Below are 15264 nucleotides of genomic sequence, written 5' to 3' on the forward strand. Positions count from 1 at the left end.
ACAGCTTGTCGATACGCAGAGCCCTATCAGGCGGGTTCCAAAAGGAGAATGACGCATGAGTGTTCGTGACGCGGTTCTGGCGAACCTGAGAAAAATCACCGACCCCGTTTCCGGACAGGACATCGTAAGTGCCGGTGTTGTCCGCGCATTGAACGTTGAAGGCGACACGGTGCGCTTTGTTTTGGAGATCGATCCGAAGCAAGCCGAGCGGATGGAACCCGTCCGCGCTGCCGCTGAACAGGCCGCTCAGATGGTTGAGGGCGTCGACAAGGTGTCGGCCATGCTGACCGCGCATTCCGATAAGGCTCCGCCAGATCTGAAGCCTAAGCCGAAACCCTCGCAAACCGGCCCGCAGGCTGTCCCCGGTGTGGACCGGATTATCGCGGTCGCTTCGGGAAAGGGCGGCGTCGGCAAGTCGACCGTGTCGGCCAACCTGGCCTGTGCGCTGGCCGCCGAAGGCCGCCGGGTCGGTCTGTTGGATGCCGATGTCTACGGCCCGTCGCAACCCCGAATGCTGGGCGTTTCCGGCCGACCGGCCAGCCCGGATGGGAAGACAATCCTACCGCTGCGCAACCACGGCGTGACCATGATGTCGATGGGGCTGATGACCAATGAAGGGCAGGCGGTTGTATGGCGCGGTCCAATGCTGATGGGCGCTTTGCAGCAGATGATGAGTCAGGTGCAGTGGGGCGCTCTGGATGTTCTGATCGTCGATCTGCCACCGGGCACGGGTGACGTGCAACTGACGCTGAGTCAGAAGTTCAAGGTGGACGGTGCCATCGTTGTATCGACCCCGCAGGATGTCGCCCTGATCGACGCCCGCAAGGGGATTGACATGTTCAACCAACTCAAGACGCCGATTGTCGGGATGATCGAGAATATGTCGACCCATATCTGCTCGAACTGCGGGCATGAGGAGCATGTGTTCGGTCATGGCGGTGTCGCCTCCGAGGCTGAGGCGCTGGGCGTTCCGTTGCTGGGTGAAATCCCGTTGCATCTGGATATTCGTGTGGCAGCAGACGGTGGCGCGCCAATTGTTGTTAGCAAGCCTGACAGTCCGCAGGCTGAGTCCTTCCGCAAGATCGCACGCGACATGATTGCCAAGGGCAACGCATGAACGAGCCGGTCTTCCCCCCTTTGCTGACGGGCCACCCGGTGCAGGGCGGGGAAGACCCGTTCGAGCGCGCGCAGGCGATGGCCGCGCTGGGCTGCGATGCGGGGACGGTAGTCTACAATATTCAGGCAGATCGCCTGCGCGTCGCGATCGTTTTTGCTCCGGAGGTTCTATTGCGCGATGCGATGGCGATGATGCCGCTTTGCGCCGTGGGGTTTCAGAATGCGCTGGGCGCTTTGGCACCGCCCGAGGTCGCGGTTCATCTTGGCTGGGAAGGGTTGATTTGTGTCAATGGCGCGAAATGCGGCATGTTCCGCGTTGCGGCCTCGGGCACGGACGTGGAAACAGAGCCGGACTGGCTGATCGTCGGCTGGGAACTGGCGCTGTTGCAGACCAGCGATGCGCCGGGAGAAACGCCGGATGTCACCGCCCTATATGACGAAGGCTGCGCGGACGTATCGGCAACGCAGCTTGTCGAAAGCTGGTCACGTCATATGCTCACATGGCTCAATCGCTGGCAGGAGGACGGCAACGCCCCACTGCACGCCGAGTGGATGGGCCTATTGAACGGCGTCGGAGAGCCATACGGGGAAGCAGGCGTGTTTCTGGGAACGGATGAGCGGTTCGGGATGTTGATCCGCTCCGGTTCCGACACACAACTTCGCCCACTGACGGAATTGTTGGAGAACGAATGATGAAACTGGCCCGCGCGATCCATTTCGATGAGAGCGATATGAACGTGTTCCACTCTCCGGCCCGAACGGGCGAGTGGTGCATTTCGGGTGGGTTCGAGTTTTCGAACTGGGGCGAAGGCGATCTGGAAGGTAAGTCGCGACAGGCGTTTGCAAACGGTTGGCTGGGGGTTGAAACCTTTGGGCGTGTGACATTTGTCGCGGTCACACAGGTTGAACCTGCTGAACTAGACGGAATTACCCAGAACTTGGCCGAGCACTTTGTCCAATTCTATGGCGCACCTTCGGTTGAGGCCGCCATGGATGTCGCGCGCGCAGAGGTCGCGCATATGTCCGAACTGTGTGATGAGCACGGGCCGAATACTCTGCTGACCGTAGCTCGGGAGTTGTCTGTCACGGGTGTGCGTGAAGCGTTTCGCGTAATCATACCGCAAGAAACCCAGCTTGAAGCCTTGGCCGTTCACGGGTCATTGGACGAGTAGACGTCAGATCAGATCCGCAAAACCGCCGAATTGGCCGCGTTTGAAGATTAGGCCTTCTCCGGTGCGGTACATAACCTTCTGAACCTCGCCGACAAGGATCAGGTGATCGCCCCCATCATGTCGGGCGTGGACCTGACAATCGAACCGGGCCAGGCAACCGGATAGATGTGGTCTGCCGTCGGAATCATGTGCCCACTCGGCATGAGAGAAATCCCGACCGTCGCGCGCAAACCGTAGGGCCTGTTCCTGCTGATCCAGCGCCATCACGTGAATCGAGTAGTGCTGACTAGCGTTGAAGTCATCGAACCGGTTGGATTCTTTGGCCAAACACCACAAGACAAGGGGAGGGGCCAATGAGACCGAGGCGAAGGAGTTGACCGTGATGGCCCGCGGTCCCTGCGCAGTGTTCGTGGTGACCACCGTCACACCGGTGCCGAAACACCCCAACGCTTCGCGAAATGCGATGCTTTGATCCGGAGTTGGGGTAAAGTGTTTTTCCGTCATTGCGCGTTCATCCCGTGGCCGCGCCTGAGGTGCCATGGCGCGCCGGGATTGTCCATGAAAAGCTGAGTTCGGCTCGCGTATTTTTCAGCTTAGTTCAGGTCTTCCAACAGGCGGCCATGTTGTCGTGTTGCCTCAATAACCAGGCCAAAGGTCCTCATTCCGCGCGCCTGTAGCATCGGCAGCATTCTGACCAACGCCTCGGCGGTCGCGACAGCATCCCCCAGCGCCGTATGGCGCAGATCTTCAGGAATGGTGACGCCGAGCCTTTCGCACAAAGCGTCCAAAGTGTGTTTGTCGCTTGCGCCGAACAGGACTGCGGACAGCAGCACCGTGTCCAGGATTGGATGGTCCCATTCGACATTCATACGCTTGGCATGTCGCCGGAGGAAGGCCATGTCAAAGGGGGCGTTGTGGGCCACGATCACCGCGTCACGCGCAAACTGATGCAAAACGCGACCAGCCTCGGCGATGTCGGGGGCGCCCTGAACCATCCGGTCGCTGATCTTGTGTACCTTGGTCGAGGCCGGTGGGATAGGGATTCCTGGGTCGACCAACAGGTCCAACCGCTCGCCGTCGACGATGCGCCCGTTGATAACCCGGACGGCTCCGATCTGAACGATTTCGTCCTTGTGAGGCAGCAGGCCGGTGGTTTCGGTGTCAAACACGACAAAACACAAATCACGCAGCGCGAGACTTTCAAAGGCGTCATCGCTGGCCGCGCTTAGCAGATTGAAGTCGTACACCAAGGGCCGGGCCGCTTCGGGCGCGATATTGGCCGCGCTGTCGTCGAAAATCAGCATGTATCCCGGCGCATCACCCAGTGGTTTCAGACGCGCGCTATAGCTTTGCGTGCCGTCGATGCTGGTCAGGGTGCAGGCGACCTCAAATCCGGTTTTTGCCAGTTTTGCGTATGCGTCCTCCAGCGGACCACGCTTCAGGTACTCAAAAAGGGACGCGTTCAGGCGCGGGTGCGCAATTTGCGCCAGAACTTCGGCCGCCTGACCGTCGTACAAAACAATCTTATGGGTCGGGCTGGCCAGCAGCATCGCAACCGGGATGTCCGTCAAAAGGGCGGTCAGACGCTTTTTTTCCGCCGCGAGGTGTGCAGTTTCTTCGGCGACGGCCTGTGCCACATCCATCGTTTTGTCTGACAGCTGATCTGCCAGTCCGGCTGCTGCAGGCGCCAGATCTCCCAGGTATCGCGCGGCCTGCACGTCCATTTCAGCGCTGACGCCCGCATGCGCCCGCGCCCGAAGTTGGGCCGAAATTCTTTCGATTGGCTTGGCGACGTTGTCATCAAACAAAAGCCAGACCGCCGCTATCAGGGCAAGAAAGCCAAAGGCCATCACGATTTCCGCAAACACGAAAGCGTTGGCCAATTCAGGGTTCGCGGCGCGCCGATAGCTGAACCACAAGGCCAGTGTGCTGACTGCAAGCGACCCCACAGCCAGAAGGCAGAAGAACAGAAAGATGCGCAGGCGCAGGCTCAACCGGGTCAACATGTTACACTCCGCAGGTTGCCTCGACGATCGGGTCGTTGGCGGTGACGTCGATCCAGTCTGCGTTCAACAGGCGGCCGTCATCACCAAATTCGGCTCCGTCCGCAAGGTTTGCGCGGCTGAATGCCTTGCAGTCGACGGCTACCGGTAGTTTCGAAACCGGGGCCCAACGACCGAATAAATACAGATCAACCAGACGCTGTTCGGGTATTTGTTCGTTGGTGCGCACGGTACCCGCATCAATGGCGGCAAAGCGGTCGACGAAGGGCACGGCATAGGTCCAGGGGCGGTAGAAGGCGCGGCTTTCGACCTCTTGGATAACAGTCATACCCTCGGGAAGCGCGTCGCGCGTCCGGTCATACCACGAGTATTCGCTGGCAATTGTCACGCCGATCATGCCCAAGCCAGCAGCGACAGGGGTTATCCAGCGGGGCAGACGGCCACCTGTAAGCTTGTTCAGCACCATTACGATACCGGCAAAGGCGAAGCCTGCAAAAATGGTGCCGATCAGTTCCAGAAACATGATGTCTCTCCGTAGTTCAGGCGCTTCCGCCGATCTTGATTTGCCGGATCTAGCCCAGCACTCCTTTGCCGTGGCCCACCGCAGATTGCATGGTTTTTACCACAACGAACGCATCCCGAAGATGGCTTCTCTCAAAGTCCGAAAGGTCTGAAGGAGGCAGAAAATTGTCCGGCTTTTGGTCTGCTTTTACAAGCCTGACCTGATGTTCCAGACGGGTTTCGGCAATCAAATCATAAGCATCCAGCAAATCCCGCGCGCCAGAGGGGCTGAGGATATTGGCGGCTCCCGCCGCTTTCAGTCGGGCACTGGTATTGGCTTCGGTCAACTGGCCCTGAAGGCTGTAGATGCGCGCAAGATCGACCACCGGCACAACACCGTTGTGTTTGAGGTCCAGTGTGTTGCGATGCTCGCCGGAGCGGATCGTGGCAATCCCGCGCAACAGGCCCAGCGGAGGCGTGTGCTTTAGTGAGTTCGAGATCATATGCGCGACAAAGATCGAGTTTGCCTTGGCCGCCGCCAGTGTTTCGGCCTGCAGATCATCGAACAGGTGGAAGGCACCGCCAATCGGGCGCAGATCGAACATGACCGAGGCGAGCATCTGCGCCTCGGGGTCTGGTTTGGCGATCCAGCCGCTGAAGTAATCGCGCCAGACACGCACTGGCTGACACCACCGCGGATTGGTCGCCATCATATCGCCCGGGCAGTAGAAATACCCGCAAGTGTCGAGACCGTCCGAAACAAACTTCGCAAGGTCCGCGAAGTACCCCATGTCCGCGTCGGTTACGCTGTCATCCAGCATCAGGCAATTGTCCTGATCCGAGACGCCGGTCTGTTCCTGCCGCCCCTGCGATCCGCAGGCCAGCCACAAGTAGGGAACGGGTGGGGGGCCCAGCTTGTCTTCGGCCAGCGAAAGCAGACGGCGGGTGGCCGTGTCTGCGATGTCGGTAATCAGGCGAGTTACGATTTCATGCCGGTTCCCTGCAGCAACCAATTGCACCAGAAGTTGAGGGATTTCAGCGGTCACAACCGCCATTTGATCCGCTGACGTCGCCTGCGCAATCCGACGGACCAGTTCGGCCGAGTTGACCGCCTGATAGTGGGTCAGATCCGTCTGCGTCACGATACCGACCAGACGTCCACCCTCGCTGATCGGAATATGGCCGATCCCGCGTTCCATCATCACGTGAAGAACATCCGAACCGATATCCGAAGGCGACAGTGTGATCGGGTTTGCCGTCATGATCGACGAGATTGGCGTGTCGGCGGGCATGCCGTTGGCCACGTATTTACCCGAGATATCGCGCAGGGTGGCAATGCCCAGAAGGTCATCCGCCTCGGTAACGCAAAGCGAGGAAATGTGCCTGTCGCGCATCATCCGGGCGGCTTCTTGAACCGGCGTGCCCGGTGGGCAGGTCGCGGGGTTATGTGCCATCAGAACATCAATTGCGCTGGTGGCCAGGCTCTGCGGGCCGGACCGGTTCGATCGGGTCCGGTTGAAGAATTTCGAAACGACCTCGTGACCGTCAATGAGCTGGCGCACCAGATCAGGAGGCAGGACCAGCAACACCGATGGCGTATGCGCCCGCGCTTTGGTAGCGGCCTTACCGTCCTTCAGCAGACCGCGCTCTCCGAACGAGTTCCGCAGGCCAAGATGGGACACGACGGCGTCGTTCTCATCGGTAATTTCAACTTGCCCCTCGTAGATCACAAAGACGCCGGGCAGGGTGTGGCCCAATTCGTAGACGGGAAAGTCCTCGTCGACCTCCCACACCTCGATCTGCTTTGCCACCTGATCTAATGTTTCCGGGGGCAGGGCATCATAGGGATGTACGGACTTTAGAAACCGGGTGATCTGGTCATGGGACAGGGGCATCAGTCACTCCTTGGTTTCTGGTTGAAAAATCCCGCCCGGTTGAGTGCCGGGCGGGAACAGTAGATCGAAAAACGCGGCATAAGGAAGTTTACCATATGCCGCATCATGCTCATTTATTCTGAGCTGCGCCTGCGCCACGGGGAATACGCACGCTTTCGACCAATTCTACGATCTCCGGCGGAGTCTCTTTGGTCATTCCAGCGACGACGTAAGCAACGCCGAAGTTGATCATCGCACCGATGGCGCCGAACGAAGTCGACTTGATCGGACCCAGAAGCGGGTCAGCATCGGTGAACGAGTTGGTATCCGGAATGAACAGCCAGCCCTTGTGCAGGAAGATATAGACCAGGGTCACGGTCAGACCAGCCAGCATACCTGCGACGGCACCGGTGTTGTTGATGCGGGTCGAGAAGATCCCCATCATCAGCGCCGGGAAGATCGAGGCAGCCGCCAGACCGAAGGCCAGAGCCACCGTTTGCGCCGCAAAGCCCGGTGGGTTCAGGCCCAGGTAGGTTGCAACAACGATGGCGACAGCCATTGCGATCCGCGCCGCCAACAGTTCCCCTTTTTCAGAGATTTGCGGGTTGATCGCACCTTTGACAAGGTCGTGGGATACCGCAGACGAGATCGCCAGCAACAGACCCGCAGCGGTCGACAGAGCAGCCGCAAGACCACCGGCAGCGACCAGACCGATCACCCAACCCGGCAGGTTGGCGATCTCGGGGTTGGCCAGAACCAGGATGTCGCGGTTGAACTTGGTCAGCTCGTTACCGACCCAGCCTTTTTCTTCCGCAAGCGCCTGCATATCGGCGTTCTGATCGTTGTAGTACTGGATCTTGCCGTCGCCGTTCTTGTCTTCCCAATCCAACAAGCCGGTTTTCTGCCACGTCTGCATCCAGTCGTAACGCGGATCGGTGTCAATCTCTTCAACCGAAACAGCGCCACCTTCGATGCCACCGTTGGGCCACATCATGTCGGTGATGTTCAGTCGGGCCATTGCGCCAACCGCGGGGGCGGTCAGGTAAAGCAGCGCGATGAAGACCAGCGTCCAGCCAGCGGACCAGCGGGCGTCAGACACTTTCGGCACGGTGAAGAAGCGCATGATCACGTGCGGCAGACCAGCGGTACCGATCATCAGCGACAGAGTGAACAGAACCATGTTCAGCGTGTTCGAGTGGTGCGCCGTGTACTCGGCAAAGCCCAGCTCGGTCACGATTGCGTCCAGTTTGGTCAGCAGCGGCTCACCACTTGCAGTGTCGCTGAACAGACCCAGCGCCGGAACAGGCGTACCGGTCAGTTGCAGCGAGATGAAGATCGCCGGGATGGTGTAGGCGGTGATCAGCACGCAGTACTGAGCGACCTGAGTATAGGTCACGCCTTTCATCCCACCGAACACCGCGTAGGCAAACACCACACAGGCGCCGATCAACAGACCAGATGTGTTCGACACCTCAAGGAAACGGCCAAAGGCCACGCCCACGCCGGTCATCTGACCGATCACGTAGGTCACCGACGCGACGATCAGACAGATCACCGCAACAACACGTGCGGTCTGGCTGTAGAAGCGGTCGCCGATGAACTCCGAGACGGTGTACTTGCCGAACTTACGCAGGTAGGGCGCAAGCAGCAGAGCCAGCAGAACGTAGCCACCGGTCCAACCCATCAGGAAGGTCGAGTTGTCATAACCTGTAAAGGCAATCAGGCCCGCCATCGAGATGAACGAGGCCGCAGACATCCAGTCCGCCGCTGTCGCCATACCGTTGGTGACCGGGTGAACGCCGCGACCGGCGGCGTAGAATTCGGATGTGGAGCCCGCACGGGCCCAGATCGCGATGCCGATGTACAGCGCAAAGGACGCGCCGACAAACAGCAGGTTGATGGTAAACTGGTCCATGCTGCTTACTCCTCATCCACGCCGTATTCAGCGTCCAGCTTGTTCATGCGCCAGGCGTAGTTGAAGATCAGCACCAGAAAGACCAGGATCGAGCCCTGCTGGGCGAACCAAAAGCCCAGATCGGTGCCGCCGACTTCGATGCCGGACAGCAACGGACGCAGCAGAATGCCGAATCCAAAAGACACCAGCGCCCAGATGACGAGGCTGATGTAGATGAGACGCAGGTTGGCCTGCCAATAGCCTTTGTCGGCTTCGGCAGTCTGCGCGGAGTTTGTTGATTGATCCGCCATTGCGGGTTCCTCCTTCGCTTCCTCCTAGGGCGGCCCGTTGTCTTATTCCTCCAGCGCGCGGGGCCGCTTTTCGATATGCCGAACGCCGGCTTGGCGTCAGGCAAGACTTCTCCGGTCCGCCAGGGCGGGTCCATTGAAGTTTTCCTTTAGGAATTCGGCCCTTATTCAGGGCAGGCCGTCTTCCCTTAGTTCATCGCGTCGCTGACGATCCTTTCCAGATTGCCAGCGATGTCTTCGATATTGCCCATGGCGTTCAGGCCTTTCAGAACGCCATGGTCTTGGTAATACGTAATCAGCGGCGCGGTTTGTGCGTGATAGGCCGCAAGACGCGAGGCGACGGTCTCGGCGTTGTCATCAGCACGGCGCTTGAACTCGGTGCTGCCGCACTTGTCACATTCACCTTCAACCTTCGGGACCTTGAACGTATCATGGTAACCTTCGCCGCAGCCGCCGCAGGTGTAGCGCCCCGAGATGCGGATCACCATTTCCTCGTCCTCGACCTCAAGACTGATTGCGGCATTGATTTTCTGCCCGGTTTCCGCCAACAACCCGTCCAGCGCTTCGGCCTGAACCGTGGTGCGCGGGAAGCCGTCCAGGATTACGCCCTTGGTGCAATCAGGCTCGGCCAGCCGGTCGCGCAGGATGGCGATGACAATCTCGTCGCTGACCAGATCGCCGGCTTCCATCACCGCCTTCGCGGCCTTGCCCGCCTCGGTGCCCGCAGCAACGGCCGCACGCAGCAAATCACCGGTGCTGAGTTGCACCAGCCCGAACTTGTCTTCCAGCATCCGCGCCTGTGTGCCTTTCCCGGCGCCCGGAGGGCCGAGAAGGATCAGTACGGCGGGAGTTATGGTCGTGGCAGCGTCCATCACATCCTCACTTGTTCGCGCGGTTTTCGATCAGGTCTTCGACAACCGACGGATCGGCCAGTGTCGAAGTGTCACCCAGCGAGCCGAAGTCGTTCTCGGCTATCTTGCGCAGGATACGGCGCATGATCTTGCCCGAACGGGTCTTGGGCAGGCCCGGGGCCCACTGAATTACATCCGGTGAAGCGATCGGACCAATCTCGGTCCGGACCCAGGTGCGCAGTTCTTTCAGCAGCTCATCCGACGGCTCTCGGTCATTCATCAGAGTGACATAGCAATAGATACCTTGCCCTTTGATATCATGGGGATAGCCAACCACAGCGGCCTCGGCCACCGCGGCATGTGCGACCAGGGCACTTTCGACCTCGGCCGTGCCCATGCGGTGACCCGAGACGTTGATCACGTCGTCAACACGGCCCGTGATCCAATAATCGCCATCCTCATCGCGACGGCAGCCGTCACCGGTGAAGTAGTAGCCTTTGTAGTCCGAGAAATAGGTCTTCTCGAAACGCTCGTGATCGCCCCAGACGGTGCGCATCTGTCCGGGCCAGCTGTCTTTGATACACAGAACGCCTTCGACGCCATCGCCTTTGATCTCGACGCCGGATTGCGGGTCCAGAACCACCGGTAGGATGCCAAAGAAGGGCTTCATGGCCGAGCCGGGTTTCATTGCGTGGGCGCCGGGCAGGGGGGTCATCAGGTGACCGCCCGTTTCGGTCTGCCACCAGGTATCCACGATCGGGCAATTGCCTTTGCCGACAACCTCGTTGTACCAGTTCCACGCTTCGGGGTTGATCGGTTCTCCCACGGTTCCAAGGACCTTCAGGTCGCTCAGGTCGCACTTTTCAACAAACTCATTACCCTGACCCATCAGGGCACGGATCGCAGTCGGAGCCGTATAGAACTGGTTCACCTTGTGCTTTTCGCAAACCTGCCAAAAGCGGCTGGCGTCCGGATAGGTTGGAACACCTTCGAACATCAGCGTCGTCGCACCGTTGGCCAGCGGGCCATAGACGATGTAGCTGTGGCCGGTGACCCAGCCCACGTCAGCGGTACACCAGTAAACGTCGCCATCGTGATAATCGAACGTAATCTCGTGGGTCAGCGACGCGTAAACGAGGTAACCACCAGTGGTATGCACAACACCCTTGGGCTGACCGGTCGAGCCGGAGGTGTAAAGGATGAACAGCGGGTCCTCGGCGCTCATCTCAGCAGGCGCGCAGTAGTCATCCGCCTCAAGCGCCATTTCGTTGTAGTCATAGTCACGACCGTTGATCCACGTGGTCTGACCACCGGTGCGCTTGACGACCAGACACTTCACGGTGTCCTTGCAGTGCAGCAGGGCGGCGTCCGCGTTGGACTTCAGCGGGGTTTTGCGACCGCCACGCGGTGCTTCGTCAGCGGTGATGACAACCTTCGCGTCACAGCCATTGATCCGTGCGGCCAGAGCGTCGGGAGAGAACCCAGCAAAAACAATCGAATGGATTGCACCAATCCGCGCGCATGCCAGCATGGCATAGGCGGCTTCGGGGATCATCGGCAGATAGATCACGACCCGGTCGCCTTTGCGGACGCCCATCGATTCCAGAATGTTGGCCATCCGACAGGTGCGACGGTGCAACTCGGCATATGTAATGTGCTGCGCTTCGTCGTTTGGATCATCCGGCTCCCAGATGATCGCGGTCTGATCGCCGCGGGTCTTCAGGTGGCGGTCCAGACAGTTTGCAGAAACGTTCAGCGTACCGTCCGCATACCAGTTGATTCCAACCGAGCCGAAGTCATAGCTGACATCCTTGACCTGCGTGTAGGGCTTGATCCAGTCCACCCGCTTGCCTTGTTCATCCCAGAACGCCACAGGGTCATTGATGGAGGCCGCATACATCTCGTTGTATTTTTCAGCGTTGACATGCGCACGGGCTATAGTGTCGGCGGACGGCGGAAAGGTCGTGGCTTCTGCCTGGGCAGCGGTTGTCATTCTGAGGCTCCTCCCTCTGGACTATATTGAACTGGGCCGATTTTGCCTGCTGAACTGGCAATGTCGACCCATATCCTCCCTGCTTCCAATAATACGGAGAGCTGAAAACAATGAAATAAATTACAGAAATCTCAGGATTAGTTTGTAAATTCATTTCTTTCATTTCGCGAAAGCTGTAAACAAAAACTCAAGAAAATGAAAAATAATAATGAAAACAACATTTAGGATGTAACGGAATTCTACAGTGGCAGCGGCCCGTCCAGTGTAGTGTTGAAGTCATTTGGGACTCGTCTTTTGGTTGTTAGCGTATGACGGCTGCGCTTACCGCTCGTAGGGAATGATGCCCGGGGGTTGGCACATACCGATGTTGGCGCTAGCTTTGAGCGCAAGCGCCTCGGCAAGGGGGTGCAACAAAGGGAGAAATCAATATGAAAAAGATGTTGAGCGGCGCCGCTGTGGCCGCTTTGGGTGTTGCGTTCGTGTCCGAGGCCGCCGCAACCGAGTGGAATGCCTCAGTCTGGGGCAAGCGCCGCGCATTTACCGAACACGTTGAAAAGCTCGCGGAACTGGTCAGCGAGAAGACCAATGGCGATTTCACCATCAACGTCAGCTATGGCGGGCTGTCCAAGCCACGCGAGAACCTTGACGGGATTGAAATCGGCGCGTTCGAGATGGCGCAGTTCTGTGCCGGGTACCACCGCGACAAGAACCGCGCGATTACCGTTCTAGAGCTGCCGTTCCTTGGCGTCAGCAATCTGGATGAAGAGGTCGCGGTCAGCCACGCTGTTTACGATCACCCCGCCGTCAAAGATGAGATGGCGCAGTGGAACGCGCGCATCATCATGACCTCTCCGATGCCGCAGTATAACCTGGTTGGCACTGGCGAGCCGCGCGATGAACTGGCCGAATTCGAAGGGATGCGCGTTCGCGCCACGGGTGGTCTGGGTCAGGCGTTCGAAGCCGTTGGTGGCGTTCCGACATCGGTGCCTGCGACCGAAGCTTTCAACGCGATGGAATCTGGCGTTGTGGACACAGTGGCCTTCGCCCAGCACGCGCATCTGTCCTTCGGCACGATCAACGAGGCCGACTGGTGGACAGCCAACCTGAACCCCGGCACCGTAAACTGCCCGGTCGTGGTCAACATCGACGCCTATGAAGCACTGCCCGCCGAGCATCGCGAAGCGCTGGATAGCTCAATCGACGAAGCGATTGATCACTATCTGGCCAACTACGGCACTTTGCTGGAGCAGTGGGATGGTGTTCTGTCCGAAAAAGGTGTTGAGAAAGTGCAGATCGACGATGCGGTGATCGCCGAGTTCCGCACAAAGGCTGCTGACCCGATCCGCGAACAGTGGATTGCGGACATGTCCGCTCAGGGCCTTCCCGCGCAGGATCTGTATGATCTGGTCCAATCCACGCTGGAACAACAGCGCAGCGGTAATTAATCGCGACATCCGGGTGCCCATGGGGGCACCCGGACAACAATCAAAATACAGGGGAACACCGGTATGGCAGGACAGGCCACGGTGCTTGAGGACAACAGCCTCCTGAGTTCATTGGATCGTAAGCTGCTGAGGTTGGAGCGATTTCTCGCGCTAATCAGCGGTGTTGCCGTGTTTGGGCTTATGGTTCTGGCTGTTGTTTCGGTCAGCGGTCGCAATGCGATCAACGCTCCCTTGCCGGGGTATGTCGACTGGATCGAACAAGCGATGCCGTTGATTGCGTTTTTGGGGATTTCCTACGTTCAGCGCGATGGCGGCCATATCCGAATGGATATTGTGATCTCGCGCTTGCACGGGCGGGCACTGTGGCTGTTCGAGCTGATCTCGGTGATTTTGATCCTGGTGCTGATGCTGGCGCTTGTTTGGGGCAGCTGGTCCCACTTTGACCGCTCGTTCGACTTCGGTGCCCCGATGTGGAGTCGCGACAGTTCAATCGACATCGGCATCCCGCTCTGGCCTGCCAAGCTGCTGGCCCCGGTTGCATTCTCGGTTCTTTGCTTGCGGCTGCTATTGCAGGTTTGGGGCTATGGTCGTGCCTTTTTACTGGGGGTTGAAAGCCCGGTTGCGGTGCCTCTGATACAGGATGCGGCGGCGCAGGCAGCCGCCGAAGCCGAGCAATTCGAAGGGCAGGACTAGCGTATGGACACGATTGAGATTGGCCTGTGGGTCACAGGTGGCCTGCTGGTTCTGGTTGTGACCGGAATGCGCGTGGCCTTTGCTGCCGGTCTTGCGGGGCTGATTGGCTTGGTCTGGATATTCTGGGCGAAGTTCGGCTATGACCCCGACCGCTTTGGCAAAGCACTGACGGTCGCCGTCAAAACGGCGGGGCAGGTGCCGCACTCCAAGGTTGCAGCGCACACGCTCAGCCTGATCCCCACATTCATCCTGATCGGCTATCTGGCCTATTACGCGGGGCTCACGCGCGCGCTGTTCGAGGCCGCGAAACGCTGGGTCGCGTGGGTGCCCGGGGGGCTCGCGGTTTCAACTGTATTCGCGACTGCGGGTTTCGCGGCAGTATCTGGTGCCTCGGTGGCCACATCCGCCGTGTTCGCACGGATCGCGATCCCCGAGATGCTGAAGGTCGGCTACAACAAGCAATTCGCGGCCGGGGTTGTCGCTGCGGGCGGAACGCTGGCATCGCTGATCCCGCCGTCCGCGATCCTTGTGATCTACGCGATCATTGTCGAGCAGGATGTGGGCAAACTGCTGCTCGCCGGGTTTATTCCAGGGGCATTTTCTGCCGTTGTGTACGGCCTGCTGATCGTGGGCATCGCAGTTGTATTCAAATCCGTCGGCCCTCCGGTCACAGGGTTCACTTGGAAACAGCGCTTTGCATCCCTTCCGGGTGCAATTCCGATTGTCGCGGTGATCCTGATCATCATCTGCTTTGTCTATAACCCGTTCGGTGAGAAGGCCTGGGGTACACCGACTGAAGGTGGTGCGATCGGGGCCTTCATCGTGTTCTGTTTTGCCCTGTTTCACGGTATGCGGTGGCCCGAGTTGAAGTCGGCACTTCTGGAAACCGCGAAACTGACAGCCATGATCTTCACGATCATCTGGGGTGTGCTGATCTATGTGCGTTTCCTCGGTTTTGCGGATCTGCCGGGCGCGTTCTCGGATTGGATCACCTCTTTGGAAATGTCGCCGATGCTGATCCTGATCTGCATCCTCTTGGCCTATGCCGTGCTTGGCATGTTCATGGACGCGATTGGGATGCTGTTGCTGACCTTGCCGGTGGTCTATCCGGCAGTCATGGCCCTGAACGGTGGCGAAACAGTCAGTGCTGCCGACAGCGCTTTCGGCATGTCGGGGCCGATGTGCGCCATCTGGTTTGGTATTCTGGTGGTGAAGATGGCGGAATTCTGTCTGATCACACCGCCCATCGGTCTGAACTGTTTCGTGGTCGCAGGCGTGCGCCCGGATCTGAGCGTTCAGGACGTGTTCAAAGGGGTGACGCCGTTCTTCATTGCCGATGGCGTGACCATCGCATTGCTTGTGGCGTTTCCTGGCATCGTACTCTACTTGCCGTCATTAGCCGGATAGAAAAAGC

Annotated in this window: 14 protein-coding genes; 6 read left to right on the forward strand and 8 right to left on the reverse strand. The window is 58.9% G+C overall.

What is annotated here, in order from left to right; all coding sequences use genetic code 11:
- The first annotated feature begins 55 nt into the window (after positions 1-55).
- The 3 genes from ACR0J0_RS03635 to ACR0J0_RS03645 are packed head-to-tail and all read left to right on the forward strand — an operon-like array spanning position 56 to position 2288.
- A complete protein-coding gene (locus ACR0J0_RS03635; RefSeq protein WP_480661349.1) occupies positions 56-1117 on the forward strand; it encodes an Mrp/NBP35 family ATP-binding protein in 1062 nt (353 codons plus the stop codon).
- The gene (locus ACR0J0_RS03640; RefSeq protein WP_480661350.1) at positions 1114-1809 is read left to right on the forward strand and encodes a biotin/lipoate--protein ligase family protein; all 696 of its coding nucleotides are present in this window, start codon (positions 1114-1116) and stop codon (positions 1807-1809) included. Before ACR0J0_RS03635 ends, ACR0J0_RS03640 begins: the two co-directional genes overlap by 4 nt.
- Positions 1809-2288, forward strand: coding sequence for a DUF6505 family protein (locus ACR0J0_RS03645; RefSeq protein WP_480661917.1), 480 nt, complete (start codon positions 1809-1811; stop codon positions 2286-2288). Before ACR0J0_RS03640 ends, ACR0J0_RS03645 begins: the two co-directional genes overlap by 1 nt.
- Positions 2289-2291: 3 nt before the next feature.
- Here the strand turns inward: ACR0J0_RS03645 and ACR0J0_RS03650 are convergent, their stop codons facing one another.
- The 8 genes from ACR0J0_RS03650 to acs all read right to left on the reverse strand — a co-directional run bounded on the left by ACR0J0_RS03650 (position 2292) and on the right by acs (position 11712).
- On the reverse strand, positions 2292-2792 hold the full coding sequence (locus ACR0J0_RS03650; RefSeq protein ID WP_480661351.1) for a flavin reductase family protein: 501 nt from the start codon (positions 2790-2792) through the stop codon (positions 2292-2294).
- A gap of 89 nt (positions 2793-2881) precedes the next feature.
- Positions 2882-4294 carry a 3'-5' exonuclease gene (locus ACR0J0_RS03655; protein ID WP_480661352.1) on the reverse strand — a complete coding sequence of 471 codons (1413 nt, stop codon included), beginning with the start codon at positions 4292-4294 and terminating at the stop codon, positions 2882-2884.
- A 1-nt stretch (position 4295) separates the two neighbouring features.
- A complete protein-coding gene (locus ACR0J0_RS03660) occupies positions 4296-4814 on the reverse strand; it encodes a hypothetical protein (RefSeq protein WP_480661353.1) in 519 nt (172 codons plus the stop codon).
- 49 nt (positions 4815-4863) lie between these two features.
- Entirely contained in the window at positions 4864-6687 is a 1824-nt protein-coding gene (locus ACR0J0_RS03665) for a DUF294 nucleotidyltransferase-like domain-containing protein (protein WP_480661354.1), read from the reverse strand.
- 109 nt (positions 6688-6796) lie between these two features.
- Positions 6797-8581: a sodium:solute symporter family protein gene (locus ACR0J0_RS03670; RefSeq protein ID WP_480661355.1), complete on the reverse strand. Its 1785-nt coding sequence runs from the start codon at positions 8579-8581 to the stop codon at positions 6797-6799.
- Between the two features lie 5 nt (positions 8582-8586).
- Positions 8587-8871, reverse strand: coding sequence for a DUF4212 domain-containing protein (locus ACR0J0_RS03675; protein WP_239337767.1), 285 nt, complete (start codon positions 8869-8871; stop codon positions 8587-8589).
- Positions 8872-9056: 185 nt separating this feature from the next.
- On the reverse strand, positions 9057-9740 hold the full coding sequence (locus ACR0J0_RS03680) for an adenylate kinase (RefSeq protein WP_480661356.1): 684 nt from the start codon (positions 9738-9740) through the stop codon (positions 9057-9059).
- 7 nt (positions 9741-9747) lie between these two features.
- A complete protein-coding gene (gene acs, locus ACR0J0_RS03685) occupies positions 9748-11712 on the reverse strand; it encodes an acetate--CoA ligase (protein ID WP_480661357.1) in 1965 nt (654 codons plus the stop codon).
- Between the two features lie 428 nt (positions 11713-12140).
- Here acs and ACR0J0_RS03690 point away from each other — a divergent pair, with 428 nt between their 5' ends.
- From ACR0J0_RS03690 to ACR0J0_RS03700, 3 genes are all read left to right on the forward strand, one after another.
- Positions 12141-13157, forward strand: coding sequence for a C4-dicarboxylate TRAP transporter substrate-binding protein (locus ACR0J0_RS03690; RefSeq protein ID WP_480661358.1), 1017 nt, complete (start codon positions 12141-12143; stop codon positions 13155-13157).
- 63 nt (positions 13158-13220) lie between these two features.
- The gene (locus ACR0J0_RS03695; protein WP_480661359.1) at positions 13221-13850 is read left to right on the forward strand and encodes a TRAP transporter small permease subunit; all 630 of its coding nucleotides are present in this window, start codon (positions 13221-13223) and stop codon (positions 13848-13850) included.
- 3 nt (positions 13851-13853) lie between these two features.
- Positions 13854-15257 carry a TRAP transporter large permease gene (locus ACR0J0_RS03700; RefSeq protein ID WP_480661360.1) on the forward strand — a complete coding sequence of 468 codons (1404 nt, stop codon included), beginning with the start codon at positions 13854-13856 and terminating at the stop codon, positions 15255-15257.
- Positions 15258-15264: the final 7 nt, after the last annotated feature.

It is taken from the genome of Ruegeria sp. BF12 (assembly GCF_056538705.1).

Coding starts and splice junctions, on each gene's coding strand:
- ACR0J0_RS03635 (WP_480661349.1), top strand. CDS start 56: ATGAGTGTTCGTGACGCGGTTCTGGCGAACCTGAGAAAAATCACCGAC.
- ACR0J0_RS03640 (WP_480661350.1), top strand. CDS start 1,114: ATGAACGAGCCGGTCTTCCCCCCTTTGCTGACGGGCCACCCGGTGCAG.
- ACR0J0_RS03645 (WP_480661917.1), top strand. CDS start 1,809: ATGAAACTGGCCCGCGCGATCCATTTCGATGAGAGCGATATGAACGTG.
- ACR0J0_RS03650 (WP_480661351.1), bottom strand. CDS start 2,792: ATGACGGAAAAACACTTTACCCCAACTCCGGATCAAAGCATCGCATTT.
- ACR0J0_RS03655 (WP_480661352.1), bottom strand. CDS start 4,294: ATGTTGACCCGGTTGAGCCTGCGCCTGCGCATCTTTCTGTTCTTCTGC.
- ACR0J0_RS03660 (WP_480661353.1), bottom strand. CDS start 4,814: ATGTTTCTGGAACTGATCGGCACCATTTTTGCAGGCTTCGCCTTTGCC.
- ACR0J0_RS03665 (WP_480661354.1), bottom strand. CDS start 6,687: ATGCCCCTGTCCCATGACCAGATCACCCGGTTTCTAAAGTCCGTACAT.
- ACR0J0_RS03670 (WP_480661355.1), bottom strand. CDS start 8,581: ATGGACCAGTTTACCATCAACCTGCTGTTTGTCGGCGCGTCCTTTGCG.
- ACR0J0_RS03675 (WP_239337767.1), bottom strand. CDS start 8,871: ATGGCGGATCAATCAACAAACTCCGCGCAGACTGCCGAAGCCGACAAA.
- ACR0J0_RS03680 (WP_480661356.1), bottom strand. CDS start 9,740: ATGGACGCTGCCACGACCATAACTCCCGCCGTACTGATCCTTCTCGGC.
- acs (WP_480661357.1), bottom strand. CDS start 11,712: ATGACAACCGCTGCCCAGGCAGAAGCCACGACCTTTCCGCCGTCCGCC.
- ACR0J0_RS03690 (WP_480661358.1), top strand. CDS start 12,141: ATGAAAAAGATGTTGAGCGGCGCCGCTGTGGCCGCTTTGGGTGTTGCG.
- ACR0J0_RS03695 (WP_480661359.1), top strand. CDS start 13,221: ATGGCAGGACAGGCCACGGTGCTTGAGGACAACAGCCTCCTGAGTTCA.
- ACR0J0_RS03700 (WP_480661360.1), top strand. CDS start 13,854: ATGGACACGATTGAGATTGGCCTGTGGGTCACAGGTGGCCTGCTGGTT.